This window comes from uncultured Granulicatella sp., from assembly GCF_963515615.1.
Classification (GTDB): Bacteria; Bacillota; Bacilli; order Lactobacillales; family Aerococcaceae; genus Granulicatella.
Map to the genome: position 1 here is coordinate 1 of NZ_CAUPZT010000031.1, position 18,132 is coordinate 18,132.

Genomic DNA, 18,132 nt, shown 5'->3' on the forward strand with positions numbered 1-18,132 from the left:
TTTGGTGTAAATGTAACTTCTCCTGTTTCAGGTACAATTGTATACGTACCAATTTTATTAGTTGTCCCTTGTTCAAATGCATCTACTGTTGTTAATTCTGTAACTATATTTGTTCTTGGATCCACTAATTTAGCTGGATGTTTAGCAGAAGCTGTCACTGGTTCTTTGGCAGATTCTACATTAAACGTTGGTTTACCTTTTTGTGGTAGACCCTGTAAATTTTGACTATCAGCATTAACTGGAGTTGCGTTTACTGAAGTTGGAACTGTAACTTTAGGAATATATAGTCCATCCATCGATTGTCTTACATCATTAACAACTGGTGTTGCAGCTGTATCTTTAGAAATCCAGTCTGTTGTAGCTCCATTAGTATCTTGTCTACGAAGTGTAATACCATGAGCTTCACCTACAAATCCATCAGCTGGAGTAAATTCTACATTTACATCTATTTTATTGTCAGCGACAATAAATTTATAAGTTCCTTGACCAGCTACAGTGTATGTTCCATCAGCTGATAATGTAATCTCTTGACCTGTCTTATTATCAATATATACCGGTGGTGTATTCGTATCGATTGATGTATCAGTATTGAAGTCATATGAAGTTTTACCACGTGCTGTAAAATGAATCGATTCTCTTTGCGTTTCTTTTACAAGACCTTCAGTTGTTTTCTTTTCCCCAACAGGTGGGTGTGTGATTTGAGTTTTAAAGTCTTCAACTTCCCCTGTTCCAGCAATACCAGTTGGTTGCTCAATTGCTTTTGAACTAGTAGAAATACGTACCCTTGTTCCTAATTCCACTAATGATGGATCATCTACTGCATTATTATTATTAAATTGTAATGTTACAGGACCATCTTTAGTAATTGTTGCTAAATCAGAACGTTCATTTTCTTCGAATGTACCATTGTGGTTAAAGTCAATCCAACCGTAAATATGAGCTTCAGGAGCTCCTCCAGTATGAGCTTGAACTTGCAATGTATAAGAACCTTGACGTTCTCTGTTCATCTTAATGACTTGATTTGTTTGACCTTTTAAATTATCCGGTAAAATTTGATCGATACCTTCATCAGCTTCTTCTTTTGTATCATCCCCAAGCCAATTTTTTTCATTTCCCATATCCATATCTGGGCGCACGCTTCCTAAATATGGTTGCTTCACTTCGCTTCCATCAAAACTACTAATCGTAGTTATAGTATGAGTTGCCTCTCCATATGTTGCTGGTGCATCTCCTGAATCAACTGGTACAAACCCAATCATAGCAGCCTGATGTCCATCAGATACGATATACATACCAACTTCTGTTGCATCTTTTGTCATTATAACAGGTGTTGAGTTCGGTCCAGCATTGGTGACTGGTCCAAATACTCCTGAACCTAAACCACCTGTTTCTTGGTCTGGACTTGATAAATATTTGTATGCAATTCTTTTATTGTCTGGTCCGTACCCTTTCTTTTCATCCACTCCATGTTGCATCAAATCAAGATGGTTAGTTAAACTAACATTTCCATATCGCTCGGCATAAGTACGATAATCTCTATTTCCCACATCTACTGGAGAATAATGTCTTGCATCCCCACGGTTTTGTCTTATTTCAGAAATTAATTGCCAACCCGTTCCGTTTGTTGTAAAGATTACTGACTCCCCTGGATTAGCTGATTCACCATCTGTCATTACAACTGCTGGTCGTACTGGTTTTCCTCTATAAATCCCCGATATTTCAAACTGTGCCCCTATGCTATAAGCAACTTTTTCTGCTTTAATCGTCGTTTTTCTAGTACCAGTATCAACACCTGCTTTTTTAATCTCTGTCCATCGATCCATTGCTTTTGCGATAATGTTTACTTCTTCATTAAAGTCCCCAGCACCTACACCTCGATTTTTCATGTACCAATTTCGGGCAGTTGGATCATAAGTTGCTTTTTCTTCTTCTGTTGCACCAGCTGCTTCCATACGATTTTTATAAATTTCTGTTGCTTGGAATGGTTTTAATGATTTTACAGTAATTTTAATAAAGTAATCTTTCATGATTTCTTTTGTATAAACTGAACCTTCTTTTAATGCCATACTACCATCTGGTAATGTTTTAACATTTTGCCAATCTGCTAAATTACTAAAATCTAACCAACTTACTTGATTTAACATTCCTGCTGAAGTTTCCGCATTTGTATAATCTGATCTAACAACATTAGGATTATAAGGTTTAGCTATTGCATCTACAACATCCGCACCAATTCCAGTACTTGTAGAAGTTGTAGAAGTTGTAGAAGTTGTAGAAGTTGTAGCTCCATTAGTTTCTGTACCTGTTCTGAAGCCTACTCCTTCTTCCATTTTCTTACCATTACGGCTATCTTGATTTTTATTTTCTTTTACTGTTTCTTCAGCTTTGATTGACTTTAAAATAGAAGTTAATGAGCTAATTTGTTTTGCTTTAGCATCTACTTCTTGTTGATTAGCTGTAATTGAAGCTTGTAATTTTTTTGCTTCCTCGATTAATTTTTCAGCTTGTTCAATTTGTGATTTTTGTTTTTCATTTAAACGGATACGATCTACTTGTTCTTGTAAAGCTATCATTTTATCTAATAACTGACTTGTTTCAACTGTAGTTTTCTTTTCATTAGTTGGTTGTTCTTCTAATGAAGTTGCTTTTTCCATTGTAACATTAGTATTTTTTTCTTCTACTAATTCATTGTCAACAGATAGAGTTGCTTGATTCATTTTCTCTTCATTTGCTACAACTTCCTTTGGAGCTTCACTTACCTTTTCTTTTTGACCCTTTAGTGACGTACTAACAACTTCATTTGTTATCGGTTCATTAATTTCACTAGCTTCAACATGGAAGCCTAAAAAGAAGCCAGCTCCGACTAGTACACTAGCAGCTCCGACTTTTAATTTTTTGATAGAATATTTTTCAAATTTTCTACCAGATTTTTTTTGATTCATAAATTGATTATTTTTACCTAACATTGTTCACCTCAAAATAAAATTAGTAAACCTAATTCTACCCCCCCCCCCGCATTTTTTGTCAAATATTACGACTTTAATATATAAAAAATTAATTTTCGTGAATTATCCTTCAATTTTAAGTTCAAAAGCAACCATGCAGGATAATCCTCTATGATAGAATAACAAATCTATATAGTAGTCGTTCATAATATCCGCTATCCATCTACCTTACCAGTTCACGATAAGTTAAATTCTCTTTCTTCTTTACTTTTGGATTCGGAATTTATTTTCATCGTCACTGTACAACTCATAGAATTGCTTCATTCTGTAAAGTCCTTTCCGGTTCAATCTCTTTAATTCAGGATAGTTAGTGGAGAAAAATTTAGCCACATTAGGATTTGTGCTTAAGAAAATTAACTTTTTTGAAATAAGGAAATTTTTTTCTTATCCATATTACAAAAAAGATAACTCTCCGTACTATCACACACGTTTTCCATATTGGTATGACTACATTTTATAAATCTATCAATCCATAATGAGCATTTTTAATATAAGTTACTTTCCCACTTCAATTCATTTTTTCATATTTTTTCTTCCTCTCTCTATAGTTTAGAAGTATCTTCCTGTAACGTTTCACTTTATATACGCAAAAAAGGCGGAAAATATTTTTATTATAATTACGCAATCAATTCTAATTCAAAATTACATTGCAATCTCTATTAAAGTATTTAAACTATCTATAATCTCACTAAACTCAAATCCTTTCGCATATGGATTTTTGTTTTGATATCTTTTCCATCTCCATCTCTCTTTAATCAAAAATTCCTCATTAATATTTCTAATAATAACTTTTGCTTTTTCTTTTGAAACTTCTGTCTTTGTATAACTAAATGTCATAGAAACTGCTACTTTAAGTTCCTTTATATTTATAACTTCTAATTTATTTTTCAAGATAGCATAAATATCATAAAAATCTTTACTTCTACTATTATTTTCTGCTCGTGTAAATATTGTTTGAAGTTTTTCTGATAACACTGTTTCTAATGGATACATATTCAATTCAATAATATCACCTAAAATTGTGCTATATCTTTCTAACCTTGGTAATGGATAAATCGGATCTCCGGTAGCAATATCAATACTAAATGGAATTCTAATATTTGCTAAATATCCAATTACATGAAATCTAATGCCACCGTATTCGTCTTCCGCTCTAATTTCCTCAGCAGTACCATTTAATTCAAACCATATATCTTTTTTGTTAGTATCTCCCAATATTCCCTCTAAAATTTTTTTCAATTTTATTGTTTCTATTGGAAATCCCTTAACTAAAAAATCAATATCTTGTGTAGTTCTGTTTTGAACACCCAAAGAAAAAGTTAATAACATACCACCTTTAAGCATAAAATTTTCTCTATGTTCACTAATAGAAATTAACTTTAAAAATTCATCAAAAAAAATTTACTTAATACTAAATTATAATTTAAATCAAGTTCCTTTGCTCTATTCCTTAGTTTTTGAGTGATACTATCTTTATTCATATACAATCACCTCAAGTATTTCCTCTATTTTCTTTGCTATTCCAAAATCTTTTGCATATTTTCTCAGTTTCCAAATATCTTTAGAATCTTTCTTAATGTACAAATTCCAAGCTTTTGAAAATATCTCTGGATCTTGATTTTTTCTATCTCTTACTAAGTCGCAAATCGTTCTCTCCATATTATACGCAAATACAATATTTCCCATATCCGTTTCAATTTCACATTTACCTAATTCATACCATTCTTTTTTCACTTGATGGATAATAACCAAATTTTTAATACGCCATGCATTGTAACCTTGCTTTACTGTTACTTCGTTAGAAAATGGCAATCTATCTGTTAATCTATGCAAATATAGTGCTGTTTGATAGGAATAAATGCAAGCCTTATTTTGAAGTTGAAAGAAGTAAAGTTCATCATAATTATCAAAATTTGGATCAAAATAAACACCTCTTGTTACTCTTTCTAGCTCTCCTTTTTGCACCAAATTCGTAAGATACCATGAGTCAATTTTATTATCTGATACTTCCTTTGCTGTTATGATTCCTTTATTCTGTTTTATCATTTCTCTTATTTTATATTTATTCACTACTACCACTTCCTTTTGTGCTTTATTATATTTCAAACAACGCACAAAAACAAGGATTTGCATATTTAAAATTTTCATTTAATTAGCTTTTGTATAGAGTATAATTTGCAGATTTTTTATTATATTTATTCATTCATATTATTTCATCCCTCTCTATTATTTCAAAAGCATCTTCCAGTGGCATTCACTAAAAATGATACTTCACTTATATATACGAAAAAAAGGCGAAAAAATATCTTTTATTTCAAAAATTTCTATAAGATAAAATATTATTTTAATAACCATTCAATAACATCAATAGATTCAATTCCATCATATTCATTCTCATTTCCTTTATCTAAGTGTATATTTCTAATTTTTAGCTTTCGGTCAATACTCCACATACTATCTTTCTTTTTTTAAATTCATATACACTTAATTGCCATTCTCTTCAAGTTTAAGGAATCAATGCATTAAACTTATATTTTTGTAAACTTTTAGGAATCAATTCCCTAAATTTTTGTTTAACATTATTATTTATTCACCTAAAATAATATAGATATTTTTTAATACAAAAAAACGACTTAATCAACTGAGACTATCTCTCGTTCATTAAGTCGGTATTCATTATTTTTTATTTAAATTAATGATAAATAAGTTGCTACTACATTTTCAACTGTAAATCCATATTCTTTCATAACCGTATTTCCATTACCAGAAGCACCAAATTTATCAATCGTTACTAATTCACCATCAAATCCTACATAACGATGCCATCCTAAGCTTGCTCCCATTTCAATTGCAACACGCTTGCGAACTGAACTTGGTAATACTGCTTCTTGATATTCTTTTGATTGTTCTTCAAAACGATTCATAGCTGGCATTGAAACTACTGAAACATCATGTCCTGTTTCTCGTAATACTTTTTGAGCTTCTACCGCTAAATTCACTTCAGATCCAGTTGCAATCAGAATTCCTTGTGGAACTTCCCCTTCTTGAGGGCTCACAACATATGCCCCTTTATCGACTCCATCAAATGCTAATTCCAATGAATGTTCTAATACTGGAAGATTTTGTCTTGATAAGACTAATAAGGATGGTCTAGTAGTATCTTCTAAAGCTGTTTTCCATGCTGCAGCTACTTCATTTCCATCTGCTGGTCTAAAGACATTTGTATTTGGAGTTGCACGGAATCCTGCTAATTGCTCAATCGGTTCATGAGTTGGACCATCTTCCCCAACAGCAATAGAATCATGCGTGTAAACATAAATAGTTGGTAATTTAGATAATGCAGCTACCCTCATAGCTGGTTTCACATAGTCTGCAAATACAAAGAATGTACCAATATATCCTCTTGTACCACCATGTAATAAAATACCATTTAATGCAGCACCCATTGAAAATTCACGTACACCAAACCAAATATTACGTCCAGCATAATTACCAGCTTCAAAATCAGTATCTGCTTTATTCATTGTATTATTTGAAGAAGATAAATCAGCAGAACCACCCCAGAATGATGGAATATGTTTTCCTAATTCTTGAATCACTTCTTGACTTGTTACACGTGAAGCTTTTGCAGGACTGTTGAATTCATATTTTGGTAAGATTTCTTTCCAATCTACTTCAAGTTTCCCAGAAAAAGCTTCTTCGAATTGTTTGGCTAATTCTGGATATTCTTTTCGATAAGCTTCAAACAACTCTTGCCATTCTTGATAATCCTGTTCACCTGTTTGCACTAATAATTTATCAAAACGATGAGCAACTTCTTCTGGCACTTCAAATGGTGCATATTCCCAACCATAATTTTGCTTCATGATGTTAATACCTTCTTCTCCTAATGGAGCACCATGAACTTTATTTGTCCCTTGGTTTGGAGCGCCATATCCAATAATTGTTTTCACTTCAATTAAAGTTGGTTTTTCAGTTTCACCTTGTGCCTCTTCAATTGCTTCTGCAATTTCATCTAAGTCATTACCATCTTCAACAAGAATATAATTCCATCCTTGAGCAATGAATCGATCCTTCACGCTTTCATTAAATGATTTTGTTAATTCACCATCTAATGTAATATCATTTGAATCATATAACACAATTAATTTGTTTAGTTTTAAAGTACCAGCTAGTGAACTTGCTTCATAAGAAATTCCTTCCATTAAGTCCCCATCTCCACACATCACATAGGTATGATGATTCACAATTGGAAATCCTTCACGGTTATAAGTAGCAGCTAAATGCGCTTCAGCCATCGCCATTCCAACACCATTTGCAAATCCTTGCCCTAAAGGTCCAGTTGTTGCTTCTACCCCATCAGTATGCCTAAATTCAGGATGCCCTGGAGTTTTACTATTAAATTGACGGAAATTCTTAACATCTTCAATCGACACTTGATACCCTGAAAGATGTAATAATGAATATAAAAGTGCTGAACCATGTCCTCCTGATAATACAAAGCGATCACGATCGATCCATTTTGATTGTTTTGGATTTACTTTTAAATATTTTGACCATAATACATAAGCCATTGGTGCAGCACCAATTGGCAAACCTGGATGTCCAGAATTTGCGGCTTGAATAGCATCCACACTTATTGTACGAATCGTATCTACTGCTAATTGATCTACTTTATCAAACATATTAACACTCCTATTTAAATAATGATTTTTAAATTTATTACCCAAAATATTAAAGATTTATTCTTCGTTACGATGATGTAATCCTTTTTCTCTTTGAATTTGTTTTAATTTTTCAGGAGTTACATCGTTTCCTTGTTCATCCATAATCTTTAATCCTTCGATATGATTTCTCATACCACCTCGAAATGCTTCTAGATATTCTTGCCGTAATGCCTGTTGTTCCTCTTGTTCTAATGAAGTTAAACCAACAGTTTTCTTCTTACGTGCTAATTCGTTAATTCTCTCAATTTTCTTAGGATCTAACATTTCAGCCTTCCTTTCTTAAATTCTATAACACCCTTTTATCATACCATTATTTAAGCAAAAAGAAAACAAGCGAATATGCGAACGTTTGTTTGATTCGAGCTGAATTTTATGCTATTATAAGTGCAAACGAGAAAGAAGGTGATTCAATGTCAACTGGAAAAGATTCAAAACAATTAGATGTTTTACGATTTATTTATGAAGAAGTAAAAGAACATGGTTATCCACCAACCGTTCGGGAAATTTGTAATGCTGTTGGACTTTCTTCCACTTCAACAGTACATGGACACCTTGCACGTTTAGAAAAAAATGGTTTTATTCAACGAGATCCTAGTAAGCCTCGTGCGATTGAATTAACTCAATCAGGTCTTAGAACTATCGGAGCAAATGCCACCGCTATTCCAATGTTAGGAACTGTTACAGCAGGCTCACCCATTTTAGCAATTGAAGAAGCGAACGGATTCTTTCCAATCCCACCTGATTTGCAACAAGATGCGGATGATTTATTTATGCTAACCATCAAGGGAGATAGTATGATTAATGCAGGAATCTTTGATGGCGACTCTGTCATCGTACGAAAACAATCTACTGCTTCAAATGGTGAAATCGTCATTGCTATGACCGAGGAAGACACTGCTACTTGTAAGAGATTTTACAGAGAATCAGACCATATTCGTCTAGAACCTGAAAACGATCAACTCGATCCGATTATCTTACCAAATGTAACTATCTTAGGAAAAGTAGTCAGCCTCTATCGTAATCGTATTTTTTAATAACCTATCACTGATAAACTCTTTGTTATTAAAACGAAGAGTTTTTTATTTTGCTTTGAAAAAAGACTTTCTATAGCAGTACGAGACTGCAACGCTGGCTACTAGTGTCCTAGTACTACTATACTAGGAAAGTCTAATTACATATGTACTCTAATAAATATCCATTTAATAAAAAATATCTTTTCTAGTAAAAGATGCTAACAAACTGTCAATGCTTCTAGTATCTAAACTCTGCTATACATTTTTTCGTACTATTATAAATATAAAATAAAAGATAAAAGACTTTCTATAGTAGTATGGGCAATAGAATCTGTTTCAACAGATTCTATCGCAGGAAAATTTGAGACCTTAGGCTCAAATTTTAGCTATGAGACAGCAACGCTGGCTGCTAGCGTCCTAATACTACTATATCAAGAAAGTCTAATTACATTTAAACGCTCCCCCATGAATATCTGTTCTAACAGAAAAACCTCTCCTAGCAGTAAGCCAAGAGACACCTTTAGGTGGCTACTGGCGTCCTTTACTACTATATAGAAAAGTCAGTTACCAAGCGCTCTCTCATAATTATCCGTCCAAACAGAAAAGACTCTTATAGTAGTAAGCGTAAAAGTTGCCTAATCGGCAACTTTTACTAGGAACTTTCGAGACCTTAGGCTCGAAAGTTAGGCATGAGACTCGCTTTTGCGAGTCTGCTGCCGTCCTTTACTACTATAAAAGAGTCTATTTCGAATTCTTAAAATGTTTTTTGGACCTTCAACATATTTGTTGAACCTGTTTCTCCAACTTTAAGACCAGCTGTAAGAATTAATAATTCTCCTTTTTCAGCAAAACCTTTTTCTAATACAATATCATTTGCAAGTTTAAACATTTCATCAGTTGATGCAGGTCTATCAATTACAAATGGTTGAACACCCCATACTAATGCTAAAGCACGTTGTTGACGCTCAGTGTATGTGATAGCCATAATATTTGCACTTGGACGATATTTAGAAATCATTTTTGGAGTATGACCAGATTGAGTTGCAGCTACAATTGTTTTAACATCTAAGTTTTTAGCTGTATGCGCTACAGAACGAGCAATTGCTTCTGCTACATCTGATGCATCATAAGTTTTTAATTTAAATTTATCTTGTCCACGTAATTCACGTTCAGTACGTACACAAATACTTGCCATTGTTTTAACAGCTTCTACTGGGTAATCCCCTGCTGCTGATTCACCAGATAACATTACTGCATCTGTACCATCGAAGATAGCATTCGCTACGTCCCCTGCTTCCGCACGAGTTGGACGAGGATTACGTTGCATTGAATCTAACATTTGTGTAGCTGTAATTACTGGTTTACCACAAGCATTACATTTCTTAATTAAAGCTTTTTGAACAATTGGAACTTCCTCAGCAGGAATTTCAACACCCATGTCTCCACGAGCAACCATTAACCCATCAGATAAAGCTAAAATTTCATCGATGTTGTCGATACCTTCTTGGTTTTCAATTTTTGGAATAATTTGAATATGAGTTGCATTGTGTTCTTCTAATAAATCTCTGATTTCTTGAACGTCAGATGCACGACGAACGAAACTTGCTGCGATATAATCAATATCATTTTCAATACCGAAGATAATATCTGCTCTATCTTTTTCAGTAATTCCTGGTAATTTAGTGCTTACGCCTGGAACGTTAACACCTTTTTTGTTTTTAACAACACCGCTGTTATTTACAACTGTTACGATTTCACCATTTACACGGTCGATTTCAGTAACTGTTAATCCTACTAAACCATCGTCGATTAAGATAGTAGATCCAACTTGAACATCATCGATTAATTCTGGGTAAGTAATAGAAATTTTTTCTTTTGTTCCTAAAACTTGTGTCATTGAAATACGTAATACATCACCAGTGAAGAATTCTAAAGCTCCACCTTCCATATCATGTGTACGAATTTCTGGTCCTTTTGTATCTAATAAGATAGCAATCATTCTACCAGTTTCTTGACGTACTTTTTTGATGTTATTAATACGTGCTAAATGTTCTTCATGGTCACCATGAGAAAAGTTTAAACGTGAAACGTTCATTCCTGCTTCTGCTAGTGCTGTTAATTTTTCAATTGATTCACTTGCTGGTCCAATTGTACATACAATTTTCGTTTTTTTCATAAATAACTACTCCTTAATTAAAATGAAATTTCTTTATTTAATTGATATAATTCTAAGTTTGGTAGATGTTTTCCATTTGCTAATGTTTCAACGATATCATTATAAACTACTTGTTCGCCACGAACACCAACGCAAACTCCACCAACGCCTTCTTTTAATAAGTCAATGGCTTTTGCACCTAAACGACTTGCTAATACACGGTCACGAGCACTTGGAGATCCACCACGTTGAACGTGTCCTAATACTGTTACACGAGTATGGAAATCATCATCGTATTCCCATAATTTCTTAGCAAATTCTTCACCACTCATTACTCCTTCAGCTAAAAGAATAATCGTGTGTTTTTTACCATTTAAACGACCACGTTTTAATTCTGTTGCAACTTCAGCAATGTCAAAGTCTTGCTCAGGAATTAAAATCTGTTCTGCCCCACTTCCGATACCAGTCCATAAAGCAATATCTCCTGCATTACGTCCCATTACTTCAACAATAAACGTACGAACGTGACTTGTTGCAGTATCTCTTAAACGGTCTACTGAGTCTAATACTGTATTAATAGCAGTATCAAAACCAATTGTATAATCTGTACCTGGAATATCATTATCGATTGTTCCTGGAACTCCAATTGTTGGGAAACCTAATTTTGTTAAAGCTACAGCACCTTGGTAACTTCCATCTCCACCGATAACAACTAAACCTTCGATACCGAATTTTTTCAATTGTTCGATTCCTTTTTCTTGACCTTCACGGTGTGCAAATTCAGGATAACGAGCAGAATATAAGAAAGTACCTCCACGGCCAATCATATCTCCTACATCAGAAGCTTCCATTTTACGGATATCTCCTGCAACTAATCCTGCAAATCCATAGTTAATCCCATAGACTTCAAATCCTTCATAAATTCCTTTACGAACGATGGCACGAACTGCGGCATTCATACCTGGTGCGTCCCCACCACTTGTTAAAACTGCAATACGTTTCAAGCTTTTCACCTCTTATATTATATTTGGAACTCTTATCCAATTCTTTACCTATTTTAACACTTTTCGATTAAAATGTCTTTTCTTTTCATTAATGAAAAGGGTTTTATTTTATAATTTTTACATTTTCTTCCCCAACAATGTTAGAAATGGCTTTTAAAGTCTCAGCATCGATTACTATTCCAGAGTTGAAATTCATTTTAAATACTTGATCTTTACTTTCAATATATAATAATACGGTTGTATCCCCTGGATTATTTATGATGACACTTCGAATTTTTTCAAACACATCTTTATTTTGTAGTTCTTTTGTAATTTTAACATAGCATTTAATAGAAGTTGCCTGCGCTAAACCTTCTACTTCAAATAAGCTTAGTACTTGTTGAACTTGTACTTGCCATTTTGATTGTAAATTCTTTCTTGTTTTTCCTTTTATTAAGACTAACTGATTTTCTTCTAATGCTGAAAATACTAGTGGATAGACTTCTGAAAATACAACAAATTCCATTTCACCTGTTTCATCTTGAATAGTTCCGAACGCCATCGGTTCACCTTTTTTTGTACGAGTCTTGCGAATATTTTTTAATAATCCTAATACTGATACAAATTTTGATTCATAAATACTAGAAATACGATTCGCTTTTTGTTCTTTATATAATATTTCATATGGATCGGTTGGAAATGCAGACACTGGAAACCCTAGTACCGCAATTTCACGTTCAATTCTCTCGATAATATTACTGTCTTCTTCTTCGAAATATTTTGGATACATTTCTTCATTTAACTCTAGGGCAAGATTACTCCCATGGAATTTTACACTTTCAATAACAGCATCAATCGTAGCTCGTAAAGTAGCACGATTTTTTCCTAATTCATCAAAAGCTCCTGCATCGATTAAAGCTTCTAACACTTCTTTTTTACAAAATCTTTTCCCTATTCTAAATGCAAAATCCATAAAATCTATAAATGGCCCATGTTGTTTTCTCTGAGTAAGAATTTCTTGAATAAAGTCTCTTCTTAATCCTTTAATCGCATTTAATCCAATAAAAATTCCGTCAACCATTGCATGATAATCTTCTAAACTGGTATTAATCGATGGATTTTTAATGATAATTCCTCTTTGCTTTGCTTCAATAAAGTAAGTTTGTAGTTTTGGAGAACGATCTCCAACATATCTTAAAATAGCTGTATAAAAAGCAAGTGGATAATGTGTCTTAAAATAAGCTAATTGGTACGCCAATAAGGAATAGGCAAACGCATGTGAACGGTTAAAACCATAATTCGCAAAGCGCTCAATATAGTGATACACTTCAGTAGCACTTGCTACATCAATTCCTTTTTCAATAGCTCCTTCTATAAAATGCGCTTTTTCTATTTCAATCACTTTACCATCTTTCTTCCCTATAGCCCGGCGTAAAATATCTGCTTGTCCCAATGTAAATCCAGCCATTTGAGATGTTACTTGCATCACTTGTTCTTGGTAAACCATGACTCCATATGTGGATTGAAGAATCGACTCTAATATAGGATGTGGGTATTTTACAACTTCTTGCCCATGCTTGCGCTTAATAAAAGTATCAATTTGCTCCATTGGACCTGGTCGATATAATGCATTCACTGCAGCAATATCTTCTAAATTCGTTGGTTTAAGTTTCTTTAATACCCGGCGAATCCCATCTGATTCAAATTGGAATATTCCATTTGTATCAGCTGCTTGGAATAATTCAAGGGTCTTCTCATCACCTAGTGGAATCTTATTTAAACTAATATCTTGTTGATAAATTTTTTTTGTTAATGCTATCGAATCATGTAATATGGATAAATTGGTCAATCCTAAAAAGTCCATTTTCAATAATCCAATTTGCTCCACATATTTCATTGTATATTGTGTAATTGGCAATTGCTGCTCTTTATCCATTAAAGGAATCACTTCTGTTAGTGGTTTATCATATAACACTACTCCAGCAGCATGTGTGGATAAATGTCGTGGTAATCCTTCAATTCGACATGCAGTTTCAAAAATCAATTGATTTTTCGGACTTTTCGACACTAATGCTTGTAAACTTTTTGACTGTTCATATGCACTTTTTAAACTAACACCTAATTGATTTGGAACTGCCTTAGACCATTCTCCCGCTTGCACGGTTGTAAGACCTAATACTCTACAAACATCTCTTAGTGCTTGCTTACTTCCAAAAGTTCCAAAAGTCGCAATCTGTGCAACATGATTATCCCCATATTTTCTTCGTACATATTCTAATATATCTTCTCTTCGATTATCGGGAAAATCTAAGTCAATATCGGGCATCGTATATCGTTCTGGATTTAAGAAACGTTCAAATAACAATTGATACTTAATTGGATCTACTTTCGTAATATTCAACAAATAAGAAACTAATGAACCTGCGGCAGAACCACGTCCAGGACCTGTTTGAATTCCTGCTTCATGAGCATATTTCATAATATCCCATACAATTAAAAAATAATCATCAAATCCCATTTGATGAATAATAGATAATTCATACTTTAGACGAGCATGATAGTGATCATTCATTAAGTCTTTTTCTTCTAATGATTGCTCGCAAATTTCTACTAAATATTCTTGACTCGTTTTTCCATCAGGAGTTTGGAATTTTGGAAGTAATAGCTCATGCTTTGGAAGTTCCCATTTCAACGAATCAACAAACTCTGTTAATTGACGAACTAACTTTCCTTCTAATAGAGCTGTCCACTGTTTCGTCAAAGCCTTCTCATCTTGCAAATAATATTGCCCACTCACTTCAGCTTGAGTCGTACTTAGCGTTTCACCATCTCCAATAGCTTTTAATACTCGATAACTAAAATCATCCTCAGCTTTTAAATAGAAAGATTTAACAAAAGGAAGTAATTTCATGGAAAAATCTTGTCCCCATTCTTCCAATTGTTCTAATGCAATGGATAAAGGTTGGTTTGATTCAATTCCTAAATAAATAGTTGAAAAATAACGCTCTTCAGCTTCAAACAACCACCGTTGAAAAGCCACTTCCCCATTCGAACATTCCAACGCCCACTCACTATTTTCTTGTGGAAATACGAATTTTAAATGTTTGGAACCTTCTTTCATTTTTTGTTCCATGACTCTTGTAACTACTTTAGATTTTTGATATAGAGTAGATAATTCAATTAATATTTGATATCCTATTTCATCTTTTGCATAGACAATCATAGATGATAAGACTTCTGCATTTCTCCATTGCTTATACTGAAAAACACAACCAATAATCGGTTCGATAGTTTGACTACGACATAAATTATAAAATTCAATTGCGCCATGTAAGACACCTTCATCTGTTAAGGCTAATTTTTTATATCCTAACGTTTTTGCAGTCATTACATATTTATATAAATCAATCGTGCTTTTCAATAAGCTATAGCCACTTGTAACTTGTAAAATTGTAAATGTCATAATGATTCCTTTCTACCATTTCTTCTCATTCATTATAACGGTAGAATCGATTTTTGTACAAATATTGTGGTGTTATTTTTGATAAAAGGTTTGGTTAATCTTCAAGAATTTTTGCTTGTATGAATTCCTATCATTGTCTATAATATATTTGAAAGAAGGTGTCGAAATGAAATACCTTGTAACTTTTGTTTGGGGATTTATTTTAAGTCAAGTAACTTATTATTTAGGTTCTGCATTAACACAATCTCCATATAACTTTACAAATGCTGTAGTCGTTGGAGTGTTAATTTCATGTGGGATTGTGTTTATTCAACATGTCTTCATGAAACCAACAAAAACAGCACCACAATCACATCAATAAAAAAAGCATCTCAAGAGAGATGCTTTTTTTATTATAAGAATTTACACAAGCCACCTATAGTAGCTCAATAGCATGAAACTCGCTTTTACGAGGCTACTGCCGTCCTAGCTACTATAGATTAGTCTTATTTAAAATATTTGTTATTATTGTTCGATCTCACGTTCTTGCGCCCATTCGAAGTGGAACACTCCAGGTTTATCCACACGATTATAAGTATGAGCACCGAAGTAGTCACGCTGCGCTTGAATTAGGTTAGCTGGTAACACTTCTGAACGATAAGAATCATAGTAAGCTAATGCACTTGAGAATGTTGGAACAGGAATTCCTGCTTGAACAGCTGTCACAACAACTTCACGCACTGCCTCTTGATAAGATTCAGTTACATATAAGAAATACTTATCTAATAATAAGTTTTTCAATTCTGGATCACGTTCAAATGCATCTGTAATTTTTTGTAAAAATTGAGCACGAATAATACATCCAGCACGGAAAATTTTAGCAATTTCCCCATAATTTAAGTTCCAATCAAACTCTTCACTTGCCACACGCATTTGAGCGAACCCTTGCGCATAACTCATAATTTTAGAGAAATACAAACCTTTACGAACAGATTCAACTAATGCTTGTTTTTCAGTATTTGATAACTCAGGAACTTTAATTGGAGATAACTCTTTACTTGCAACTTCACGTTCTTCTTTTAATGTAGAAATATAACGTGCAAATACAGATTCAGTAATTAATGGAAGTGGAACACCTAAGTCTAACGCACTTTGAGAAGTCCATTTACCTGTTCCTTTATTTCCAGCTGTATCCATAATCACTTCAACCATTGGTTTACCTGTCTCAGGATCTTTTTTCGTTAAAATATCCGCAGTAATTTCAATTAAATAACTGTCTAATTCACCAGTATTCCAAGATTTGAATACTTCTGCAGTTTCTTCAACTGATAATCCACCTACACGACGTAAAATATCATAACTTTCAGCAATTAATTGCATATCACCATATTCGATACCATTATGAACCATTTTTACATAATGGCCTGCTCCATTTGGACCAACATAAGTTACACATGGCGCACCATCATCAGCTTTAGCAGCAATTTCTTCTAAGATTGGTGCTACTAATTCATAAGCATCTTTTTGTCCACCAGGCATAATTGCAGGACCTTTTAATGCTCCTTCTTCACCACCTGAAACACCTGTACCGATAAAGTTAATACCTGAGTTCGCTAACATTTCATTACGACGAATAGTATCTTGGAAGAAAGTATTTCCTCCATCAATTAAGATATCCCCTTTATCTAAATGTGGTAATAAACTTTGAATTGTTTTATCAGTTGCTTCACCAGCTTTAACCATTAATAAAATTCTTCTTGGTTTTTCTAATGAATTCACGAACTCTTCCACTGTATAAGTTGGAACTAATTTTTTGTCTGGATGTAATGCAATCACTTCATCTGTTTTTGAAGACGAACGGTTAAAAATTGAAACTGAATAACCACGACTTTCAATATTTAAAGCTAAATTACGACCCATTACTGCCATACCAACGACACCAATTTGTTGTTTTGACATTTTAAAATTCCTCCAATATTTATAAATTTACCTTGTCATCATACCAAAATTTACAATTTTAGGAAAGCTATTTGCACTCAAAGAAAATTTTCATCATTATTCTACTTGTGTAATTAAACTAATTCATGTAAACTAACTATGATTTGAATTAAAGGAGAGATATCAGTGTCAAGAAAACCTAGAAAAAAACAAAAACGTAATCTTTCAATAATGGAAAAAATTACTCGTGTTGTTGTATGGTTTATGTTACTAGCAACTTTAGGAGTTATCGTATTCCAATTCGCAATGACTGTAATGAATTATAAATAGTAAAAAAACGATTATAACCTCTACGTTATAATCGTTTTTTTGTTTCATTAAAATTCAGCTTTTAAAGCTTCTACTTTATCTAATTGTTCCCATGGTAAATCTACATCTTTACGTCCAAAATGTCCGTATGCAGCAGTTTGTTGGTAAATTGGTCTACGCAATTGTAATGTTTCAATAATTCCTTTTGGAGTTAACTTGAATACTTTACGAATTGCAGCAATTAGTTTTTCTTCTGAAACATGATTGGTTCCAAAAGTATCTACAGAAATGGATACTGGTTGAGCTACCCCAATAGCATAAGCTAATTGGATTTCACATTTATCTGCTAAACCTGCAGCTACTACGTTTTTAGCAATATAGCGAGCTGCATAACTTGCAGAACGATCAACTTTCGTTGCATCCTTTCCAGAGAAGGCGCCTCCACCATGGCGAGCATATCCACCGTACGTATCTACGATGATTTTACGACCTGTTAATCCAGAATCTCCAACTGGTCCACCAATTACGAATTTTCCTGTTGGATTAATGAAATAACGTGT

General features: G+C 33.4%; 12 protein-coding genes and 1 pseudogene. 3 read left to right on the forward strand and 10 right to left on the reverse strand.

From position 1 onward, the window contains the following. The 5 genes from RYL55_RS05990 to RYL55_RS06010 form a co-directional block, all read right to left on the reverse strand. Positions 1-2,966, reverse strand: a 2,966-nt coding sequence (locus RYL55_RS05990; protein WP_315008068.1) for a CshA/CshB family fibrillar adhesin-related protein, incomplete at its 3' end; no start/stop codon positions are given. 681 nt (positions 2,967-3,647) lie between these two features. Next, the gene (locus RYL55_RS05995; RefSeq protein WP_315008069.1) at positions 3,648-4,349 is read right to left on the reverse strand and encodes a nucleotidyl transferase AbiEii/AbiGii toxin family protein; all 702 of its coding nucleotides are present in this window, start codon (positions 4,347-4,349) and stop codon (positions 3,648-3,650) included. 129 nt (positions 4,350-4,478) lie between these two features. Continuing rightward, complete coding sequence (locus RYL55_RS06000) at positions 4,479-5,153, reverse strand: type IV toxin-antitoxin system AbiEi family antitoxin domain-containing protein (protein WP_315008070.1); 675 nt, start codon at positions 5,151-5,153, stop codon at positions 4,479-4,481. Between the two features lie 539 nt (positions 5,154-5,692). Beyond that, a complete protein-coding gene (gene tkt, locus RYL55_RS06005) occupies positions 5,693-7,690 on the reverse strand; it encodes a transketolase (RefSeq protein ID WP_315008071.1) in 1,998 nt (665 codons plus the stop codon). A gap of 57 nt (positions 7,691-7,747) precedes the next feature. Further along, entirely contained in the window at positions 7,748-7,996 is a 249-nt protein-coding gene (locus tag RYL55_RS06010; RefSeq protein WP_314110784.1) for a DUF896 family protein, read from the reverse strand. Positions 7,997-8,142: 146 nt separating this feature from the next. Here RYL55_RS06010 and lexA point away from each other — a divergent pair, with 146 nt between their 5' ends. Beyond that, positions 8,143-8,766 carry a transcriptional repressor LexA gene (gene lexA / locus RYL55_RS06015; RefSeq protein ID WP_315008072.1) on the forward strand — a complete coding sequence of 208 codons (624 nt, stop codon included), beginning with the start codon at positions 8,143-8,145 and terminating at the stop codon, positions 8,764-8,766. Between the two features lie 745 nt (positions 8,767-9,511). On the opposite strand, the pseudogene pyk reads toward lexA, so the two are convergent. From pyk to RYL55_RS06030, 3 genes and pseudogenes are all read right to left on the reverse strand, one after another. Further along, positions 9,512-10,921 (reverse strand): annotated as a pseudogene (gene pyk, locus RYL55_RS06020) (pyruvate kinase); the annotation flags it as partial. 17 nt (positions 10,922-10,938) lie between these two features. Next, entirely contained in the window at positions 10,939-11,904 is a 966-nt protein-coding gene (gene pfkA, locus RYL55_RS06025) for a 6-phosphofructokinase (RefSeq protein ID WP_315008073.1), read from the reverse strand. Positions 11,905-12,007: 103 nt separating this feature from the next. Then, the gene (locus tag RYL55_RS06030; protein ID WP_315008074.1) at positions 12,008-15,346 is read right to left on the reverse strand and encodes a DNA polymerase III subunit alpha; all 3,339 of its coding nucleotides are present in this window, start codon (positions 15,344-15,346) and stop codon (positions 12,008-12,010) included. A gap of 166 nt (positions 15,347-15,512) precedes the next feature. Between RYL55_RS06030 and RYL55_RS06035 the strand changes: the two genes are divergently transcribed. Next, the gene (locus RYL55_RS06035; RefSeq protein WP_315008075.1) at positions 15,513-15,707 is read left to right on the forward strand and encodes a YjzD family protein; all 195 of its coding nucleotides are present in this window, start codon (positions 15,513-15,515) and stop codon (positions 15,705-15,707) included. 143 nt (positions 15,708-15,850) lie between these two features. Here RYL55_RS06035 and gndA read toward each other — a convergent pair whose 3' ends face one another. Continuing rightward, positions 15,851-17,284, reverse strand: coding sequence for an NADP-dependent phosphogluconate dehydrogenase (gene gndA, locus RYL55_RS06040; protein WP_315008076.1), 1,434 nt, complete (start codon positions 17,282-17,284; stop codon positions 15,851-15,853). A gap of 165 nt (positions 17,285-17,449) precedes the next feature. Between gndA and RYL55_RS06045 the strand changes: the two genes are divergently transcribed. Continuing rightward, positions 17,450-17,593, forward strand: a complete 144-nt coding sequence (locus RYL55_RS06045; RefSeq protein ID WP_315008077.1) for a DUF4044 domain-containing protein — start codon at positions 17,450-17,452, stop codon at positions 17,591-17,593. Between the two features lie 47 nt (positions 17,594-17,640). Here RYL55_RS06045 and RYL55_RS06050 read toward each other — a convergent pair. Continuing rightward, positions 17,641-18,132: methionine adenosyltransferase domain-containing protein (locus RYL55_RS06050; protein WP_315008078.1), on the reverse strand; the 492-nt coding region annotated here is incomplete at its 5' end.